The sequence below is a fragment of the Roseitalea sp. MMSF_3546 genome (assembly GCF_030732865.1).
Lineage (GTDB): Bacteria > Pseudomonadota > Alphaproteobacteria > Rhizobiales > Rhizobiaceae > Roseitalea.
The window spans coordinates 22107-41778 of sequence record NZ_JASHKB010000021.1 but is presented as its reverse complement, the minus strand read 5'-3'; the positions used below and the strand labels follow the sequence as shown (position 1 = coordinate 41778).

At 67.3% G+C, this 19672-nt stretch carries 13 protein-coding genes; 6 read left to right on the top strand and 7 right to left on the bottom strand.

Annotation, left to right across the window (positions count from 1 at the left end):
- Window positions 1-7 precede the first annotated feature (7 nt).
- The 6 genes from glgB to RBB34_RS15180 all read right to left on the bottom strand — a co-directional run bounded on the left by glgB (window position 8) and on the right by RBB34_RS15180 (window position 12247).
- A complete protein-coding gene (gene glgB, locus RBB34_RS15205; RefSeq protein WP_306120112.1) occupies window positions 8-2173 on the bottom strand; it encodes a 1,4-alpha-glucan branching protein GlgB in 2166 nt (721 codons plus the stop codon).
- 38 nt (window positions 2174-2211) lie between these two features.
- Window positions 2212-5511, bottom strand: coding sequence for a maltose alpha-D-glucosyltransferase (gene treS, locus RBB34_RS15200; RefSeq protein WP_306120086.1), 3300 nt, complete (start codon window positions 5509-5511; stop codon window positions 2212-2214).
- On the bottom strand, window positions 5508-7478 hold the full coding sequence (locus tag RBB34_RS15195; protein ID WP_306120085.1) for an alpha-1,4-glucan--maltose-1-phosphate maltosyltransferase: 1971 nt from the start codon (window positions 7476-7478) through the stop codon (window positions 5508-5510). Before RBB34_RS15195 ends, treS begins: the two co-directional genes overlap by 4 nt.
- Window positions 7479-7841: 363 nt before the next feature.
- Window positions 7842-8714 carry a DMT family transporter gene (locus RBB34_RS15190; RefSeq protein WP_306120084.1) on the bottom strand — a complete coding sequence of 291 codons (873 nt, stop codon included), beginning with the start codon at window positions 8712-8714 and terminating at the stop codon, window positions 7842-7844.
- Window positions 8711-11071, bottom strand: coding sequence for a PIG-L family deacetylase (locus RBB34_RS15185; RefSeq protein ID WP_306120083.1), 2361 nt, complete (start codon window positions 11069-11071; stop codon window positions 8711-8713). The genes RBB34_RS15190 and RBB34_RS15185 overlap by 4 nt, the downstream gene beginning before the upstream one ends.
- Before the next feature lie 9 nt (window positions 11072-11080).
- Window positions 11081-12247 (bottom strand): ROK family transcriptional regulator, encoded by a 1167-nt coding sequence (locus tag RBB34_RS15180; protein WP_306120082.1) that lies wholly within the window; start codon window positions 12245-12247, stop codon window positions 11081-11083.
- Between the two features lie 127 nt (window positions 12248-12374).
- Between RBB34_RS15180 and RBB34_RS15175 the strand changes: the two genes are divergently transcribed.
- From RBB34_RS15175 to RBB34_RS15150, 6 genes are read left to right on the top strand one after another with little or no spacing between them, the layout of a single operon-like run.
- Window positions 12375-13637 carry an extracellular solute-binding protein gene (locus RBB34_RS15175; RefSeq protein ID WP_306120081.1) on the top strand — a complete coding sequence of 421 codons (1263 nt, stop codon included), beginning with the start codon at window positions 12375-12377 and terminating at the stop codon, window positions 13635-13637.
- 53 nt (window positions 13638-13690) lie between these two features.
- The gene (locus RBB34_RS15170; RefSeq protein ID WP_306120080.1) at window positions 13691-14584 is read left to right on the top strand and encodes a sugar ABC transporter permease; all 894 of its coding nucleotides are present in this window, start codon (window positions 13691-13693) and stop codon (window positions 14582-14584) included.
- A complete protein-coding gene (locus RBB34_RS15165; protein WP_306120079.1) occupies window positions 14584-15462 on the top strand; it encodes a carbohydrate ABC transporter permease in 879 nt (292 codons plus the stop codon). Before RBB34_RS15170 ends, RBB34_RS15165 begins: the two co-directional genes overlap by 1 nt.
- On the top strand, window positions 15459-16943 hold the full coding sequence (argH, locus tag RBB34_RS15160; RefSeq protein WP_306120078.1) for an argininosuccinate lyase: 1485 nt from the start codon (window positions 15459-15461) through the stop codon (window positions 16941-16943). The genes RBB34_RS15165 and argH overlap by 4 nt, the downstream gene beginning before the upstream one ends.
- 4 nt (window positions 16944-16947) lie before the next feature.
- Window positions 16948-18006: a sn-glycerol-3-phosphate ABC transporter ATP-binding protein UgpC gene (gene ugpC, locus RBB34_RS15155; protein ID WP_306120077.1), complete on the top strand. Its 1059-nt coding sequence runs from the start codon at window positions 16948-16950 to the stop codon at window positions 18004-18006.
- The gene (locus RBB34_RS15150) at window positions 18003-18914 is read left to right on the top strand and encodes a PfkB family carbohydrate kinase (protein WP_306120076.1); all 912 of its coding nucleotides are present in this window, start codon (window positions 18003-18005) and stop codon (window positions 18912-18914) included. Before ugpC ends, RBB34_RS15150 begins: the two co-directional genes overlap by 4 nt.
- Window positions 18915-18948: 34 nt before the next feature.
- On the opposite strand, the gene RBB34_RS15145 is transcribed toward RBB34_RS15150, so the two are convergent.
- Window positions 18949-19671, bottom strand: coding sequence for a GntR family transcriptional regulator (locus RBB34_RS15145; RefSeq protein ID WP_306120075.1), 723 nt, complete (start codon window positions 19669-19671; stop codon window positions 18949-18951).
- Window position 19672: the final 1 nt, after the last annotated feature.

Sequence of the window (19672 nt, the reverse complement as noted above, 5' to 3'; positions counted from 1 at the left end):
GGCTGTGTCAGCCCGTTTCGGGTGTCAGGATGATCGTGGCCAATGGCGGCAGCGTCAGCGTCAGCGATGACGGCCGCCCGTGGCGGGCAACGGCGACGGTTTCGATCGCCTCGCCATTGCCGATGCCCGAGCCGCCATAGGCCCGCGCATCGGTGTTGAGCCGCTCGCGCCAGCGTCCCGGAACCGTCGCCCCGACGGCATAGTCGTGGCGGACCACGGGCGTGAAGTTGCACACCACGATGGCGCGCTCGCCGCCCGCGCCGATGCGCTCGAAGGACAGCACGCTCTGATCGACATCGCCTCCCTCGATCCAGGCGAACCCTCCGGCCTCGCAATCGCGTTCGTGCAGCGCCGGCTCGTTGCGGTAGATGCCATTGAGGTCGCGCAGCAGCGTCTGGATGCCGGCATGGTGATCGTGCTCGGTCAGATGCCAGTCCAGCGAACCGTCGTGGTTCCATTCGCGCCATTGGGCGAACTCGCCGCCCATGAACAACAGCTTCTTGCCCGGATGGCTCCACATGAAGCCGTAATAGGCGCGCAGATTCGCAAATTGCTGCCAGCGATCGCCGGGCATCTTGCCGATCAGCGATCCCTTGCCGTGCACCACCTCGTCGTGGCTGAGCGGCAGCACGAAGTCTTCCGTGAAGGCATAATCGATGCCGAAGGTCATCAGGTGATGGTGATGACGGCGATGGACCGGATCGAGCGCCATGTACTGCAAGGTGTCGTGCATCCAGCCCATGTTCCACTTGTAGTTGAAGCCCAGCCCGCCCTCCTCGGTCGGACGCGACACGCCTGGCCAGGCGGTCGACTCCTCGGCGATCGTGACACGGTCCGGACATCGCTCGGCGACGAGCCGGTTGACGTCGCGCAGGAAGGCGATCGCCTCGAGATTCTCCCGGCCGCCATGGATGTTCGGCAGCCATTGGTCGGCCGGGCGAGAATAGTCCAGATAGAGCATCGAGGCGACCGCATCGACGCGCAGCCCGTCAACGCCGTAGCGCTCCAGCCAGAACAGGGCCGAGCAGGCCAGGAAATTGGCGACCTCGCGGCGGCCGAAATTGTAGATCAGCGTGTTCCAGTCGAGGTGAAAGCCAAGGCGCGGATCGGCATGCTCGTAAAGATGGGTTCCGTCGAAGGAGGCAAGGCCGTGTTCGTCGGAAGGAAAATGTGCCGGCACCCAATCGACGAAGACGCCCAGCCCGGCCGCATGGCACGCCTCGACCAGCCGGGCAAAGCCCTCCGGTTCGCCGAAGCGGGCCGTCGGCGCGAACATGCCGATCGGCTGATAGCCCCAGGAACCGGTGAACGGGTGCTCGGTGACGGGCATGAACTGAAGATGGGTGAAGCCCATCGCGCGGGCATAGGGCACCAGCGTGTCGGCAAGTTCGTCATAGGTCAGCCAGCGGTTTTCCGCCCCGCGACGCCAGGAGCCCAGATGGACCTCATAGATCGACATCGGTGCCTGGCGGGCGCTGGGCGGACCGCCGCCACGGGTCGCCGGCCCCGATCGGGCCGCAGCCACGACCGAGCCGGTGGCCGGCGGGTGCTCGTGCCGCTGGCCGACTGGATCGGCCTTCAGCGGCAGCAGTGCGCCATGGGCACCGACGATCTCGTACTTGTAGCTGGCCCCGGCCTCGATGCCGGGCAGGAAGATTTCCCACACTCCCGGCCGGTGACGCAATCGCATCGGGTGCCGGCGGCCGTCCCAGAAATTGAAGTCGCCGACGACGCTTACCCGCCGCGCATTGGGCGCCCACACGGCAAAGGCGGTGCCATCGACCCCTTCATGGGTCATCGGATGCGCGCCCAGCTTGTCGTGAAGCTCGTAGTGGCGGCCTTCGGCGAGCAGGTGCGCGTCGAGATCGCCCAGCACCGGTCCGAAGGCGTAGGGGTCGCGGCCCTCCCATTCGGACTGCCCCGCCGCAAAGACCAACCGGTAATCGAAGCGCTTGCGCCGACGTGGCAAATGGCCGGCGAAGACCCCGGCCTCGTGAACGCGCGCCAGCGTGGCCACGCGACGGCCCCGCGCATCGCGCACCGAAGCCGTTTCGGCGCCGGGATCGAAGGCCACCACGCGCAGGCCCTGCGGCGTCTCGTGCATGCCCAGCCAGGCGAACGGGTCGCCAAGCCGGCCTTCGGCAATGGCCTGGGCCACCGCCGGCTCGAGCAGCGGCGTGGCATGCGCGGTCACGGTATCGGAAAGCCGGTTCACGTTTCGATCCCATCGAGCAGTGCCAGTACGCCCGCAACCGGTATCGACACCCAGCCCGGCCGGTTCTCGGCCTCGTAGCCGATCTCGTAAAGCGCCTTTTGCAGCAGGAACAGCCGCAGCAGCGCCCGGTCCCGGTCGCTGGGCGACGTGCCGGACGCCTCCCAGTAGGCGTCAAGGAAGCTCCGTGTCGCCGCCTCGCGCCATTGCTGCGCCAGGCTGGCCACCGTCTCGGTGTTCAGGCCCTGCGCCCGGCGTTGCCGCACGGCGGTGAAGGCGGCATAGTCGAAGCTGCGTACCATGCCCGCCACATCGCGCAGCGGCGAGGTCCGGGCTCGCCGCTGCTCGAGCCGATGGCGCGGTTCGCCTTCGAAGTCGACGATGTAGACGTCGGTGTGGGCGACCAGAACCTGACCGAGATGGTAGTCGCCATGGATGCGGCTCTTGCGGCCTCCGGGGGCGATCCGTGCCAGCTCGGCAAGCGACGCGTCGAGCTCGGCGCGCCGGACCGCAAGGGCTTCGGTCTCCGGCGTGGACTGCAGCTTTTGCAACCCGTCGAAGGCCAGTTCGGCTTCCCGGCGGGTATCGTCGACCCAGCCTTCGATATCGGCCTGCCCGATCGGCTCGGTGCCGAAGGCCGGATCGTCGGTGGGTATCGCCAGCGCCCGGTGCAACTCGCCAGTGCGCTGGCCGATGACCCGCCCCAGATTGGCCGGAAACGTCGTATCGAAGGGTTCTTCGGGCATGTCGGTCTCCGGCGCGGAAACGATCATGGCCCGGTCGTCGATTTCGCGCGAGATCGCATCGAGAAGCACCGTCCATGCATCGCCCTGGTTGCGCACGAAGCTGAAGCATGCCGCCACCGTCGTCGGCTCCTCGTCCGCTCGTGTCAGCGTGGCTTCGCCCAGGAAGGTCGGCGTGTTGTCGAAACCGGCCTGCTCGGACAGAAAGCGGCCCACCTCGATGTCGGGCTGCCGTCCCGGCCGCAGACGGCGGTAGATCTTCAGGATCGCCGAATCGCCCAGCACCATCGAGACATTGGACTGCTCGCCCCCGACCGGATGCGGCTCGAGGTCGGCGGGCAGCTCATGCAGCGCCGCCGCACCCGTTGCCGCGAACGCCAGCGTCCCCGACGCGAACTCGGCGTCCTGCTGCATCGCCCGCACCATGTCGCTTGCAAATCCGGCGATGGCCGACGCATCGACGAGCGCACCGATCCGGTTGATCCGGCGCAGGCGGGCGAGCGTCGCCGACAGTGTGGGCGCACCGAACTGGATGTTCTCTTCGCCCCACAGCGCGACCAGCGGCAGGAAATAGTGCTGCGACCCGGATTCGGACGTCTCGACCTCGGTGACCGTCAGGGCAAAGGCCTCGCCAAGTCGCGGACCCGGCTCGGTCGCAACGCGGCGGATCTTTTCGCCCTTGCCGCCATACCAGCGCTGAAGTGGCAGGAATTCGGGGAGCACGTGGCGGTCCAGACGGCCCAGCGTGTCCGGCGTCAGCAGTTCGAAACAGTCCGTGCTGCGGCATGCGAGGGTGACGAATTCGGGCTGGATCTCGGCGACCGGCTCGTGCCAGTCCGGCAGGGCCGCCTCGCTTGCCAGCTTGAACAGGAAGAAGCCGTAGGGCGGCAATGTGAGCAGATAGGGCAGATCGCCGATCGGCGGAAATGGCGTGCCGCCATCGAGTTCGACCGGAATCAGCCCGCGATAGTGGTGAAGGTCCAGTTCGACCGCCTGCGCCGTGCGGCTGACGTTGAAGACGCACAGGATCGTCTCGTCCTCGTGCATGCGCGTATAGGCGAGGATCTTGCGGTTTTGCGGGTACAGCGGTTCGATGTCGCCGCGCGCAAGCGCCTTTTCGCGCTTGCGGATGCGGATCAGGCGCTTCATCCAGTTGAGCAGCGAGGACGGGCTCGCCGACTGCGCCTCGACATTGACCGCCTCGTATCCGTAGACCGGATCCTGGATGATCGGCAGGTAGAGCTGCTGCGGATTGGCCCGCGAGAAGCCGGCATTGCGGTCGGCCGACCACTGCATCGCGGTCCGCACACCGTCGCGGTCGCCCAGATAGTAGTTGTCGCCCATGCCGATCTCGTCGCCGTAATAGACCACCGGCGTGCCCGGCATGGAGATCAGCAGGCCATTCATGAGTTCGATCTTGCGACGGTCGCTTTCCAGCAGCGGCGCCAGCCGCCGCCGGATTCCCAGATTGATCCTGGCGCGGCTGTCGGCGGCATAGAACGACCACATGTAGTCGCGCTCGCGGTCGGTCACCATTTCGAGCGTCAACTCGTCATGGTTTCGCAGGAAGATCGCCCACTGGCAGTTGTCGGGAATGTCCGGTGTCTGCCGCAGGATGTCGGTGACCGGATGACGGTCTTCCTGGGCGAGCGCCATGTACATGCGCGGCATCAGCGGGAAGTGGAAGGCCATGTGGCATTCATCGCCCTCGCCGAAATAGGGGCGGGTGTCCTCGGGCCACTGGTTGGCCTCGGCGAGCAGCATGCGATCGGGATAGTGGGCGTCGAGTTCGGCGCGGATCGTCTTGAGGACCTCGTGCGTCTCGGGCAGGTTCTCGTTGTTGGTGCCCTCGCGCTCGATGAGATAGGGAATGGCGTCGAGCCGCAGCCCGTCGACCCCCATGTCGAGCCAGAAGTGCATGATGTCGATCACTTCGCGCAGCACGGCCGGGTTGTCGAAGTTCAGATCGGGCTGGTGCGAATAGAAGCGATGCCAGTAGAACGCGCCGGCCTCGGCATCCCAGGTCCAGTTGGACTTTTCCGTGTCCAGAAAGATGATCCGCGTGCCGGCATATTTCTCGTCGGTGTCCGACCAGACGAAGAAATCCCGCTCCGGGCTGCCGGGCGGGGCCTGCCTTGCGCGCTGGAACCAGGGGTGCTGGTCCGAGGTATGGTTGATGACCAGTTCGGTGATCACGCGCATGCCGCGCCCATGGGCGGCATCGAGGAACGTGCGGAAATCGTCCATCGTGCCATAGGCCGGATGAATGGCGCGGTAGTCGGAAATGTCATACCCGTCATCGCGCAGTGGCGAGGGGTAGAACGGCAGCAGCCAGACGGTGTCGACGCCCAGATCGGCGATGTAGTCGAGCCGCTGCGTCAGCCCGCGAAAGTCGCCGATTCCGTCATTGTTGGAATCCTGGAACGCCTTGACGTGGAGCTGGTAGATGACCGCGTCCTTGTACCAGTCCGGCTGCGCTGCATCGGTCGATGGATCGCCATCGGCCGACCGATGCTCGCGCTCCACCGCTTCGACGATGCGGGCCGGCGCGCTCATGACGCCACCACTGCCGGGTTTTCCAGCGCCCAGATGGCATAGGGCCGCTCATCGGGCGTCAGCCACACATGCTGATGCTTGCCGTCCCAGGAGAAATGCTCGCCGGTCACCAGGTCGACGCCGTCGATGCGCGCATCGTCGGGCAGGCCGAACTCCCACAGCGGAACCTCGATATCGGCGCCCTGGGCATGGAACGGGTCGAGATTGACCGCGATCAGGACGACATCGGACCAGTCATCGGTGAACTTCGCGTAGTACAGGACGTGGTCGTTCCACGCATTGTAAAAGCGCAGATTGTCCAGTTGCCGCAGCGCCGGATGCGTGTTGCGCAGCCGATTGATCAGTTCGATGTCGTCCTTGATGTGGCCCGGCCGGTCGAAATCCCATTTGCGGAGCTGGTATTTCTCGCTGTCGAGATATTCCTCCTTGCCCGGAATCGGCGTGGCCTCGCAGATCTCGAAGCCGTTGTAGATCCCGTAGCTGGGGCTGAGGGTCGCGGCGAGCACCAGGCGCGAGCGGTGGGCCGGCCGGCCGCCGGACTGCAGTATGACCGGATTGATGTCCGGGGTGTTGGTGAAGAAGTTCGGCCGCATGACCGCCGGCATGTCGCCCGTGGTCAGTTCGCTCAGGTATTGGATCAGCTCGGCCTTGGTGTTGCGCCAGGTGAAATAGGTATAGGATTGACTGAAGCCGAGCTTGGCCAGCCGTTTCATCATCTTGGGCCGCGTGAAGGCCTCGGACAGGAAGATCACCTCGGGGTGCTCGGCGCGAATCTCGCCGATCAGCCATTCCCAGAAGGGCAGAGGCTTGGTGTGCGGGTTGTCGACCCGGAAGATCTTCACGCCGTGGCCGATCCAGAACCGGACGACGTCGCGCAGCGTCAGCCAGAGCGAGGGGATGGCCTTGCGGTAGAAATGGACGTTGACGATGTCCTCGTATTTCTTGGGCGGGTTCTCGGCGAACTTGATCGTGCCGTCCGGCCGCCAGTCGAACCATTCCGGATGCTCGCGGATCCAGGGGTGATCGGGCGAGCACTGGATGGCGAAGTCGAGCGCGATCTCCAGGCCGTGCTCGGCGGCGGCGGCGACCAGCCGCTCGAAATCCGCGAACGAACCCAGTTCGGGATGGATCGCGTCATGCCCGCCCTCGTGCGAGCCGATGGCATAGGGCGAACCGCGGTCGCCCGGCTCGTGGCTGAGCGCATTGTTGCGGCCCTTGCGATTGGTCGTCCCGATGGGGTGGATCGGCGGGAAGTACAGAACGTCGAAACCCAGATCGCGCACATAGGGCAGATGCGCGATCACATCGTCGAACGTGCCGTGCCGGCTCTCGTCGAACGCCATCGAGCGCGGCATCAATTCGTACCAGGCCGAAACCAGCGCCTTCTCCCGGTCGACCCAGACCGGCAGTGGCGCGTCCATGGTGGTCAGATCGGTGCGCATGGCGCAGCGACGCATGAGCGCGGTCGTGGCGCCGTCCATGAGCCGGCCGAACAACACGCCCTGATCGCTCGTCTCGCTCAATGCGTCGGCAAGGGCCGTCAGCGCCGCACGGTCGTCGGCGTCTTCGTCCTGGGCGGCGCCGGCGGTCGTGTGAACCAGTTCCACGCCCTCGACGAGTTCGAGCGCGATGTCCTGGCCGGCGGCATGCTTCTTTGCGGTGTCGGCCTGCCATGAGGCGAACAGGTCGCGCCAGGCGAAGATGGTGAATTCGTGGGCGCCGATCTCGGCAAGGGTGAGCGAGGCGCGCCAGCGATCGTTTTCGATGTGCCGCATTGGCAGTTCGCGCCATGTCCGGGCACCCTTGGCGCGCGCGAGCAGCGCCGCGCCGATGGTGTCGGGTCCGTCGCAGAAGATATCGGCCTCGACCGTCATCGGCCGGTCCTTGACGGCCTTGGCGGCGAAGCGCCCGCAATCGATGCTGGGCGTCACGGCCTCGATGACCAGCCGGCTGCCGGCAAGCGCCATCAGGCGTTCCGTGGCGGCCTTGTCGCTTGCCTTTCGCGATGTCTTCGGTCGGCCCGTTCGTGCCCCCGAGGCGGTCGGCTTGCTGGCGTCCGCATCGGCCGCACCTGCCTTGGTCGAGCGGGCGCTCTGCGCACTGGGCCGGCTCGATGGCCCGCCCGCCGCACCATGGCCTTTGGCTGTCCGCTTCATGATGTGAATGGTTGCCGTCTTCATTCCCTCGCTGAGAGGGTAACGCGGCAAGGCGCAAAAAGCTCCATGGCGATGATCGTTTTTCGCCTTGCGCCGGGACGCGCGCGCAGCCTTCGGCGGGCGGGCTGGCCTTGCGATGGTCGCCCGGCCGGTTTCCCGCGGCCGGCCGCATTGTCACACCCGGATGCGGATCGTGCGCGGATCGACCGTCACCCACAGCGCCGATGCCACGACCAGCATCGCGCCGATGGCGAAGGTCGGACCGGGGATTTCGTCGAACACGACATAGCCGACGCTCACCGAGACGATCAGGCTGAGATAGCCGAGCACCGACAGGAACCCGGCCGACCCGTAATAATGCGCGCGCAGGAAACAAAGCTGCGCGGCCTGCGCAAAGGCGCCCACCAGCAGCAGCGGGACGACATGGCCCGGCTCGACCGGCTGCCAGGCCGGCACGGCGAGCGGCGCCGAAAACACCGTCAACCCGGCGGTGTAGAAGGCCATCATGACGATGGGCGGCGTTTCGCGCAGCCGTCGCGTCGCGATGACCGCGCCCGATCCCGACAGGACGACGACGAACAGCGCCGCCAGTCCCCAGCTCCACGCCACCGCGCCCGGATTGACCGCGATCAGCACGCCGACCAGCGCGACGCCGGCGGCGATCCAGCGGCGGGCGCCGATGACCTCGCCGAGCAGCAGCGCCGCCATGATCATGGTGACCAGCGGCCGCGTGAAGCCGATCGCGGTGAACAGAGCCAGCGGCACCCGGGCAATGGCGAAGAAGCTCGCCGACAGCGTGATGACCAGCAGGACGACACGCAACAGGTGGATCTTCAGATCGGTGAGCGCCCGGAACGTGTCGCGCCCCCGCCAGATCAGCGGGGCGATCAGGATGAAGCCGACCAGCGCCCGGATGAAGACCACCTGCGTCGACGGATAGCCCGCGCCGAGCCATTTGACGATCGACAGCGCCCAGATGTTCAGCGACATGTCGGCGATCAGCCAGGCGCCGCCCCGCAGATTGTCGCGCGCGGCATCCGCACTCATGCGCGGCGTGCGATCAGGTTCGCCATGAGGCGGAAGGCGCCGGGTACCAGCTTTTCCATCTGGTGGTGCACGATGAGCGAGGTATGCACATGCCGCCCCGAGCCGATATCGGCGACCAGCAGCGCACCCCGGTGCGGCGGTTCGTCCGGGTCGGCCATTTCGAGGAGCGGCGTGTAGGCGTCGTCCCAGCTCCTGGCGAAATAGAGCCCGCGCTCCTTGACCCAGCCCGCCCAGTCATCGGGGCCGATCCGGTTGGGTGTCGTCAGCAATGGGTGCTCGACAAGGTGGCGCACCTGCGCCCGCTCGTCGGTCACCCGCCAGCGCAGCGATGGCTGGCCGATTTCCAGCCGACGCGGCGGCACGCGGTCCGGGTCCCAATTGTCCCAGGGGCGATGATAGAGCGTGACGAGCGTGCCGCCGGCCTCGGTCCATCGGTGAAGGCGCGGCACGGCGTCCACAAGCCCGGGCCGGAAGCGCATCGCGAAGATGCCGATCACGATGGTGTCGAAGCGGGCGAGCGCGGCGTCGCTGCCCAGATCGTCGTCGGTCAACGCGTCCACATCGGCGCCCATCGCGGCGAGCCAGTGGTCGACCCGGTCATTGCCCGCCCCGGCATAGCCGACGCGGACCCCGGGCAGCTGAACGTCGAGCACGCGCACGGCGACCTCGGCGGGCCGCGCCCGCGCCGTCGGCCCGACGTGGGGATGCACGATCCGGCGGACGGTCCAAGCCGGTTCGCCGTCCACGAGGACGGGCATGCGGTAAAGCCCTTCGCCGACATCGGGGGGAAGCGTCACGGCGAAGCCGTCGCCGGATGCCGCGGCATGCCAATCCTCGGGCAGGTCGAGCCGCACCTTGGCGCCCTGCGGACGCATGTCGCGCAGCGCGACGACCCGCTCGGTCATCGGCCGCCAACGGTTCACGACCACCGCTTCGGGCGACACCGAAACCGAGCGGCCGGGCAGGACCACCGGCTCGGCCTCGAACGGCGCGCGCCGTGTCAGATTGTGGCCATGTGCCCGGATGGTCACGGCCAAGGCGGGCGCCGGCGGCGCGGCGGGATCGTAGCGCGCCCGATAGGGCTCGCTCGGCGCCGCATCCGCGGCGACCGCCAGTTCGTCGCCGGCCGTCCATCCCGAAGGCAGGTCGAAGTCGATATCGACGTCCTCGGCGGCGCCGCGGCCGCTTTCGACCGTCAGCGCCGTTCTCTGGCCCGGCACCAGGAAAACGTCCGCCACGCGCGCCCGCGCCTCCACCCCCAGCGCCAGCGCGATCACATGGCCGAGCTGGTCTTGCTTGGCCGCGAGCCGGTGGCCGATGGCCGCGACCGCATCGTCGGGGCATTGCGCCTTCGCGCGCCCGATCGCGGTCATGGCGGCGAGGGCCGCCTCGGCGACGGCGGCGAAATCCGGATAGGCCGCCACCGCCGCCGTGATGGCTGCGTGCGCCAGCCGCAATTCGTCGGCCACCGGTCCGGCGCCCGGCACATCGGCGAGATCGCCGATCGTGCGCGGCAGGCCCGACCAGACGGCCGTGTCCGGCCCCGGCAGATGGCTCTCGGCCAGATGCAGTGGCCAGTCGCGGCCCTGCCCCGGCGGCACCCAGCGGCCCATGCCCTGCGTGCGGTGGAAGGCGCGCGACATCTGCCCGATCCGGTCCCAGTTCCAGCCGCTCACCGGGTCGATGCCGTCGCCGCGCACGGTCAGCGTGGCCGGCGGAGGCGGCTCGTCATCGTCATAGGCCTGGCCCGCGCCCGACCAGGCCGGCAGGTAGAGCTTGGCAACCTGCCAGGGCGGCAGATTCGAAGCAAAGGACGGATCGGCCGCCGCCGCCATGACCTCGTGCGCGGCCTGTGTCATCGCCCGGTGATGGCCGTGCTGGCCCGGCACGTCCAGGAAGGTCGGGCACAAGATGTCGGGCCGGTCGGTGCGGATGATCTCGACAAATCGCGCCAGCGTGCGCGCATGGCCCCATCGCCCGAGCGTCTCGACACCGCTCTTGGAGAAACCGAAATCGGTGATCGGATCGTCCGCGCCTTCCGAGTGCCAGTATAGGCGCATGCCGAGCACGTCGCAGGCCCGCTCCATCTCGCGCGTGCGCAGCGCGCCCAGATCCGCGCCCGCTTCCGTGCCGATGTCGTTCTGGCCGCCCTCGCCGCGCGTCGAGCAGGCATAGGACAGGTTGATCCCGTTGCGGAACGCGAGGGCGGCCAGCATCCCCGAATCCTCGTCGTCCGGATGGGCGCCCGACTGCATGAAGCGCACCACCGATGTCAGCGGCCGCAGCGCCCGCCAAAGCTCCATGACGCGCGGCCGGGCGCGTTCCTCCATCAGGCGGGACTGGTCGGCGGTGGGCATCGGGCGATCCTATGGCTGAACGGCGATCTTGGGCGTGAAGAACTGGTTGATGACGAGCGCGGCGGCGCCCAGCGTCGCCGTCATGCGCCCCGAGGCGCCGCGCAGCAGCCGCGGCCCGGTGCGTCCCTCGCGATTGGACACCGAGCGCTCGGACAGGCGCACGGCGCCGATCAGATGGTCGAGAATGTTGTCGGGCATCGCCCCGCCCAGGATCACCGCCTGCGGGTCGTACAGGTTCTCGACGATGGTCACCGCCGCCGACAGCGGTTCGACCGCCGCATCGAGCCAGGCCAGAAGCGCCCGATCGCCACTGTCGTAGAGCCGGTCGAGCGCGTCGACGCTTGACGCGTCGATGCCGGCGTCGCGCAGCGCGCGCTGCACCGAAAGCCGGCTGACCGCGCTTTCGAGGCTCACCGTTCGCCCGCCCGCCGGCACCGGAATGTGCCCGATCTCGCCGGCATTGCCGAAGGCGCCTGCCATCAGCCGTCCCTTGTGGACGACGCCCAGGCCCAGCCCGCTGCCGAAATAGATGAAGGCATAGGTCTCAAGCCCCTGCGCGACGCCGCACACGCGCTCGGCAATGGCCGCCGCATTGGCGTCGTTCTCCACCCGCATGGGCACGCCGAGCGCCTCGGTAAACCACAGATCGGGCGCCACGTCGTCCCAGATCGGCAGTTCCGAACCGCTGCCCCGGATGCCGGTTCGGCCGAACGGGCCGGGCATGACGATCCCGGCGCCGAGCAGGCGCTCCTCGGGGGCGCGCGACTGCCTGAGGATGGCGTCCCTGAGCGACAGCACGACCTCGGTGACGCTTTGCCGGTCCGCTGCGCCCAGCGGCCGGCGCTCGGAGGCCACCGTCGCGCCCGAAAGATCGAGCAGCGCCGCGAACACCGCGTCGGGCCGCACCTCCATGCCGGCGGCAAAACCGCCGGCTGGGTCCAGCGTGTACTGGACGGCGGGCAGGCCGCGCCCGGCCGCGCGCCGGCCCTTCTCGGCGATCAGCCCGTCCTCGAGAAGATCGGCGATGATATTGGAGACCGCCTGGGTCGAAAGGCCCGAGGCGCGGGCAATCTCGGCGCGCCCGATCTGCCCGGCCGCGCGCACGCAGCCCAGCACGACCTGCCGGTTGTGGCTGCGCGACCGGCCGGCATTGGCACCGACGACGATGTCGGACATCGCGATCATCGCTTCCGATTAACTCAACTGCCTTGAAAGCTCAATAAGGTTGAGTTAACGCTTGTAGACTTGCGGCCCGCCCGTGCGGGGCCCGGCTGCAGCCGGCGAGGAAAACAGGGAGACCACCATGCGATTGAACAGATTGAAGACGATGGCGTTCGCCACCACCGCCAGCGCCGCCATGCTGATCGGCTCGACGGCGAGCGCGGTCGAGATCGAGTACTGGCAGTATTTCTTCGATGCGCGCGTGAAGGCGATGGAGCAGCTCATCGACAATTTCCAGGCCGAGAATCCCGACATCACGGTGACGATGACCCACTTCCCCTATGCCGACTACCGGACCAAGGTCGCCGCCGCGATTCCGGCCGGCGAAGGCCCGGACGTCGTCCAGCTCTTCTATGGCTGGCTCAACGACTATGTCGCCGCCGACCTGATCCAGCCGCTGCCGGCCGACACCTTCCCGGCCGACGAGATCGATGCCGAGTTCTTCCCTATGGTGCAGGCGATGAAGGAGGGCGATCAGTACTGGGCCCTGCCCACCGCCGTGCGCTCGCTGGCGCTGTTCTACAATGAGCGCCTGCTCGAGGAGGCCGGCGTCGAGCCGCCCGAGACGCTCGACGAGATGATCGAGGCCGCCCGGGCGATGACCAAGGTCGACGGCGCGGGCAATGTCACCCAGGTGGGCATGACGGCCGGCATGACCGCCCAGGACCATCATTGGTGGCGTGAGGTGCTGGTGCGCCAGTTCGGCGGCGAGCCCTATCTGGACGACTATCAGACGGTGAACTACAACACGCCCGCCGGCGAGGCGGCGCTGGACTTCTATGTCGGCATGGCCGATGGCGACCCGCCCGCCACCGCGTTCGGCTTCATGGACGAGCCGCAGGCCGCCTTCAAGGCCGGCCGCGCCGGCATGCATATCGATGGTTCGTTCCGCATCGGCTCGCTGGAGGATACGCGCGGCCTGAAATGGGGCGTCACGGAGCTGCCGGCCAACGCCGAGGGCATGCGCTCGAACTATTCGTCCTACTGGGTCAACGCGATCACCACCAAGGCCGAGGGCGAGAAGTACGACGCCGCGGTCAAGTTCATGGAGTATGTGACCTCCGACGAGGCGATGCAGATCTGGCTCGACGTGGTGGGCGAGCTGCCGGCCAAGCCCTCGGTCGGCATGACCGAGGACAACGCCAACGATCCGGTCTTCGGCCCGTTCATCCGCGGACTCGAATATGCCAACACGACCAAGTTCGCCAACGAGAGCGCGCAGCGGCAGATCCTGGTGGAGATGGTCGAGCGGATGACCCTTCAGGACATGAGCGCGTCGGAAAGCCTGGCGATCGCCGCCGAGGCCGAGCAGAAGCTGCTCGACGAGTACTACGCCGACAACTAGACCCCATCCAGCGCCCCGGCCCGCATGTCGGGGCGCCCCTTTCGGGTGACACGATGCAGCTCTACCGCAACCTCACGATCCGCCAGAAGCAGATCGTCTGGGCCTGGGCGTTTCTCGCCCTGCCGGTCGTGTTCTACACGGTCATCCGCTTCTATCCGACCGCCAATGCGGTGCTGATCAGCTTCCAGGACTGGAACCTTCTGGGCGACCGGACCTGGGCGGGTCTGGACAATTACGCCAAGCTGGTCGCCGACCCGGTGTTCTGGCAGGTGTTCCGCAACACCTTTGCCTACCTGATCCTGGGCACGCCGATCAGCCTGGTGATCTCCTTCATCGTTGCCTATCACCTGGACAAGACGCGCTTCATGCACGGCTTTCTCAGGATGCTCTACTTCCTGCCCTTCATGACATCGGCGGTGGCGATGGCCTGGGTCTGGCGCTGGTTCTACCAGCCGGTGCCGATCGGGCTGTTCAACAACGCCCTGGCCTCGATCGGCATCCCGCAGATCAATTTCCTCAACTCGACGACGAACGCGCTGCCGGCGATCCTGGCGCCCGCCGTCTGGGCCGGTCTCGGCTTCCAGATCATCATCTTCATGGCCGGCCTGCGCGCCATCCCGCGCAGCTATTACGAGGCCGCGCGCATCGACGGCGTGTCGACATGGACGGTGCTGTGGGAGATCACGCTGCCGCTGCTCAAGCCGACGATCGTGTTCCTGGTCGTGTTCTCGTCGATCGGCTTTCTGCGCATCTTCGACCATGTCTTCAACATGACCACCAACAATCCCGGCGGCCCGCTCAATTCCACCAAGCCGCTCGTGCTGATGATCTACCAGACCGCGTTCAACTCCTTCGACATGGGCTATGCCGCCGCGCAGACGGTCGTGCTGTTTCTTGTCCTGCTCGGCGTGAGCCTGTTGCAACTGCGCATTCTGAGGGACCGCTGATGGCCGTCGCCGAGGACATCCGCCCGACATCGGAGACCCTGCTCAAGGTGCGGGCGCCGCGCCGGCCGGCCAATATGGGCCAGTTCATCCGCTGGGCGCTTCTTTTCGCCGGCGGCATCGCGATGGTCATGCCGATCGCCTACATGATCTCGACCTCGCTGAAATGGCCGCACGAGGTCTACAACCTCAAGCTCATCCCCGACGAGCCGACGATCGACAATTACACCTATGTGCTCGAGGACGGGCGCTTTTACTGGTGGTTCGTCAACTCGATCATCATCGCGGTGATCACCACGGTCTCCAACGTTCTCTTCGACAGCCTGGTCGGCTACACGCTGTGCAAGTTCCGCTTTCCGGGCCGCTACATCGTCTTCATCGCCATCCTGTCGACGTTGATGATCCCCACCGAGATGCTGGTCATCCCGTGGTATCTGATGAGCCAGCAGTTCGGCTGGCTCGACACCTATTGGGGGATCATGTTCCCCGGCCTGATGACCGCCTTCGGCACCTTTCTGATGAAGCAGTTCTTCGAGACCGTGCCTGACGACTTCATCGAGGCGGCGCGCATCGACGGGCTCAACGAATTGCAGATCTGGTGGACGGTCGCCATGCCGCTGGTCAAGCCGGCGCTGGCCGCGCTTGCGATCTTCGTCTTCCTGGGCAACTGGACCGCGTTCATCTGGCCGCTGATCGTCACCAACTCGGTCGAGATGTACACTTTGCCGGTGGGCCTGTCCTCGTTTGGCGACGAGGCGGACGTCGCCTGGGAGCTGATCATGACGGGCGCGGCGATCTCGACCCTGCCGACGCTGGTCGTCTTCCTCATCTTCCAGCGTTTCATCATCCGCGGCGTGGTCATGGCGGGGCTGAAGGGATGAACGACACCTCGGTCTTCCCCGATCCGGTCTACCGTGACACGGTGCTGGCGCCGCTGTTCGAGAGCGTCAAGCGGCACCACGCCGCCGATATGGGCGCCATCAACCGCGCCCACCTGGTCATGCTGGCCGAGACCGGTATCGTGTCGCGGGACGATGCCCGCGCCATCGCACGCGCGCTGCGCGACATCGAGGCCGGGACCGACATCGCCTCGCTCACCTATACCGGAGAGCACGAGGACTACTTCTTCCTCGTCGAGGCCGAACTGCGCCGGCGGCTGGGCGATCTGGGCGGCGCGCTCCACACCGCCCGGTCGCGCAACGACCTGGACCACACCCTGTTCAAGATGGCGCTGCGCCGCCGCGCCGCCGTGCTGATGGACCGGATCCTGCGCCTGACCGACCGGCTGATCGACAAGGCCGAGGCCGAAAAGGCCACCCTGATCGTTGCCTACACGCACGGCCAGCCCGCCCAGCCCACCACCTTCGGCCATTACCTCGCCGCCGCCATCGAGGTGCTGCAGCGCGACGCGGCACGGCTCGACGCGGCGATGGACGATCTCGAACATTGCCCGATGGGCGCGGCGGCGATCACCACCTCGAGCTTTGCCATCGACCGTCGGCGCGTCGCCGAGCTTCTGGGTTTTGACGCCCCTCTATTGAATTCCTATGGCTGCATCGCCTCGGTCGACTATCTCACCGGGCTCTATTCGGCGATCAGGCTCGTCTTCATCCATCTGGGCCGCCTCGTGCAGGACATGCAGTTCTGGTCGGCCTTCGAGGTCGGCCAGCTCCATGTACCCGACGCCCTGGTCCAGATCTCCTCGATCATGCCGCAAAAGCGCAACCCGGTGCCCATCGAGCACATGCGGCACCTGGCGAGCGTGACGGCCGGGCGCTGCGACACGATCGTGAGCACGGTGCACAACACGCCCTTCACCGACATGAACGACAGCGAGGGCGAGGTGCAACAGGCCGGCTACGCCGCCTTTGACAGCGGCGGGCGCATGCTCGATCTTCTCGCCGCCACGCTGCCCGCCTGCGCCATCGACACCGCGCGCGTGCGGCGCAACATGGACGCCGCCTGCGTGACCGTCACCGAACTGGCCGACACGCTGGTGCGCGCCGAGGGCCTGACCTTCCGCCAGGCCCACGAGATCGCGGCGAAGACCGCGCGGGCCGTGATCGCCGTGGGCGAACCGCTCGGCACCGGCTACGAGCCGTTCCGGGCCGCCTTCGCCGAGCAGACCGGGCGCCAAACGGCGCTCACGCGGGCTGCCTTCGCCGAGGCGGTCGCGCCCGAGACCTTCGTCGCGCGGCGCGACCGGCCGGGCGGGCCGGCGCCCGCAGCGCTCGATGCTGCGCTGGTGCATTACCGCGGCGATCCTTATTCGGTCGCGGCCAATCTTGCCCGCCGCAACGACCGGCACGCCGGCGCGGCCGAGACGCTCGACGCCGCCTTTGGCGAACTTTTGGAGACGTGACACCGTGGCCAACCTGATCCTGCGCGACCTCGTCAAGACCTTCGACAGGACGGAGGTGCTGCATGGCATCGATCTGGAAGTCGCCGACGGCGAGTTCGTGGTCTTTGTCGGCCCGTCCGGCTGCGGCAAGTCGACGACGCTGCGCCTGATCGCCGGGCTCGAGGAGGTCACCTCGGGCACGATCGAGATCGCCGGGCGCGTGGTCAACAATCTCGAGCCCAAGGACCGCGACATCGCGATGGTGTTCCAGAACTACGCCATCTATCCGCACATGACGGTGCGCAAGAATATCGGCTTCGGCCTGCGCAGTTCGAAGGCGCCTCGCGCCGAAAAGGAAAAGCGCATCGAGGAAGTGGCCACGATTCTGGGCATGTCCGATCTGCTCTCGCGCAAGCCCAGCCAGCTTTCCGGCGGCCAGCGTCAGCGTGTCGCCATCGGCCGCGCCATGGTGCGCGATCCGGCGGTGTTCCTGTTCGACGAACCGTTGTCGAACCTCGACGCCCAGCTGCGCACGCAGATGCGTCTGGAGATCAAGAAGCTGCACCAGCGGGTCGGCTCGACCATCGTCTTCGTCACCCACGACCAGGTCGAGGCAATGACCATGGCCGATCGGATCGTGATCATGAAGGACGGCTACATCCAGCAGGTCGGAACGCCGGCCGAGGTCTACCACAAGCCGGCCAACACCTTTGTCGCCCGGTTCATCGGCGCGCCGTCCATGAACATGATCCCCGGCGCGGTCAATGGCGGCGGCACGCTCGCGCTCGAGACCGGCGGTACGCTCGCCTTTGACCGCCCCTTGCCCGAGGGGCGCAAGGTCACGCTCGGCGTCCGGCCCGAGGATCTCGGCCCGGGCCACGACAACCCGGTCATCGAGGGCAAGGTAACCGTGCGCGAGCCGCTCGGACACGAAACGCTGATCTATGTCGGCACCGCGTCGGGCGAGGTCATCGCCAAGGCCGACGGACGCACGCCGCCCGAGGTCGGCGAGACGGTGCGTCTGGGCGCGCTGACCGAGAACATGCATGTCTTCGACGCCGAGACCGGAGAGGCGCTGGCATGAGCGCCAAGACGCCGAAACCGGCCGTGCTCAGCGTCGGCCGGCTCTATTGCGACCTGATCTTCACCGACGTGCCGCGCCTGCCTTCGACCGGCACGGAGGTCTATGCCGGCGATTTCGGCATCCATGCCGGCGGTGGCGCCTTCATCACCGCGGCGCACCTGGCCTCGCTCGGCCACCGCACGGCGCTGGCAAGCTACATTCCCGGCGCGCCGTTCCACGATGTCGTCACCGAAGAGCTGCGTGATGCAGAACTCGATATCGGGCTGTGCCGCCCCCTGGGCGCCCAGATGGACCCGCAGCTCACCGTGGCGATCGCGGTCAATGGCGATCGGGCATTCCTGACGCGGCGCTCCGGCCCGGCGCTGCCCGATATCGACGCGGGCGATCTCGGGCGGCTCGGCGTTGCCCATCTGCATGTCGGCGAACTGGCCACGCTCGTCGAGCGCCCCGACCTCATCGCCATGGCGCGGCAGGCCGGCGCGACGATCTCCCTCGATTGCAGCTGGGACGACGACATCGCCCCGCCACGGGTCATCGCCGCGCTGATCGAAAGGGTCGACGTCTTCCTGCCCAACGAGGCCGAAGCGCGCCGGCTCGCCGATCTTGGCGTTCCGGCCCGTTGCGCGCCGCTGACGGCGATCAAGAAGGGCGCCGATGGCGCCGCCGTCCTCGCCGCCGGCACGGAACTGACCGAGCCCGCCCAGCCGGTCCATGCCGTCGACACGACCGGCGCGGGCGATGCCTTCAATGCCGGCTTCCTGAGCGCCTGGCTTGGCGGCGAACCGCTGCAGGCATGCCTGCGCGCCGGCAATGCCCTGGGCGCCAGAGCGATTGCCGGGCGCGGCGGATTTCACCGGAGCCAGGCGCGGGACGAGGACACCTTCGCGCGGACCAGGCAGGCGCGCTGAGCCCCTGGCGCCACGGCCGGAGCGTCAGCAGGCTCTAGCGGCCATCGCCGCGCACCCGGTCCTCGATCGCCTTGCGCGATACGTTCTGCAACAACTCCAGAAGCCGGCTGCACGCCATGCGCGCGCGATCCTCGTCGCCGTCGGCGATGGCCCGCAAGGTTGCCGCATGATGGACGGCGGCGCGCGAGAAACTGTCCGTGTCGGCGATCGACGAATACCAGAACCGCCGCGACAAGGCGTGCAGCACGCCGATCTGGCTCTTCAGATAGCGGTTCTGGGCCGCCTCGGCCTCGATGACATGGATCGCCTGATTGATGGCGAGATAGCGGTCGCGGTCGCGATTGGCGATGGCCGCTTCCAGCTCGTCGGCCAGCTCGCGCATCTGGCCGCGCTGGCTCTCGGACGCCCGTGACGCGGCCAGCGTGACCATGAGCTCCTCGAGCGGCCGGCGTGTCTCCAGAAGGTCGAGCTGGCGCGTGATGTCAACCGGCGTGACCATGATGCCGCGCCGCGGCAGGATGTCCACGAAACCCTCGAAGCGCAGCCGCTGCAGCGCCTCGCGCACCGGGGTGCGCCCGCAACCGGTGCGGCGGGCGAGATCGTTCTCGGAAATGAGCTCATAGGCCGACAATTCGCCGGTGACGATCATCCGCTGGATTTCGGCATAGGCCTGTTCGGCAACCGAAACCGGCGGCTTTTCTTCCCTTGCATGCGCGTCCATGCGATCCGTCAGTTCCTCGTCCATCGCGACCAGCATT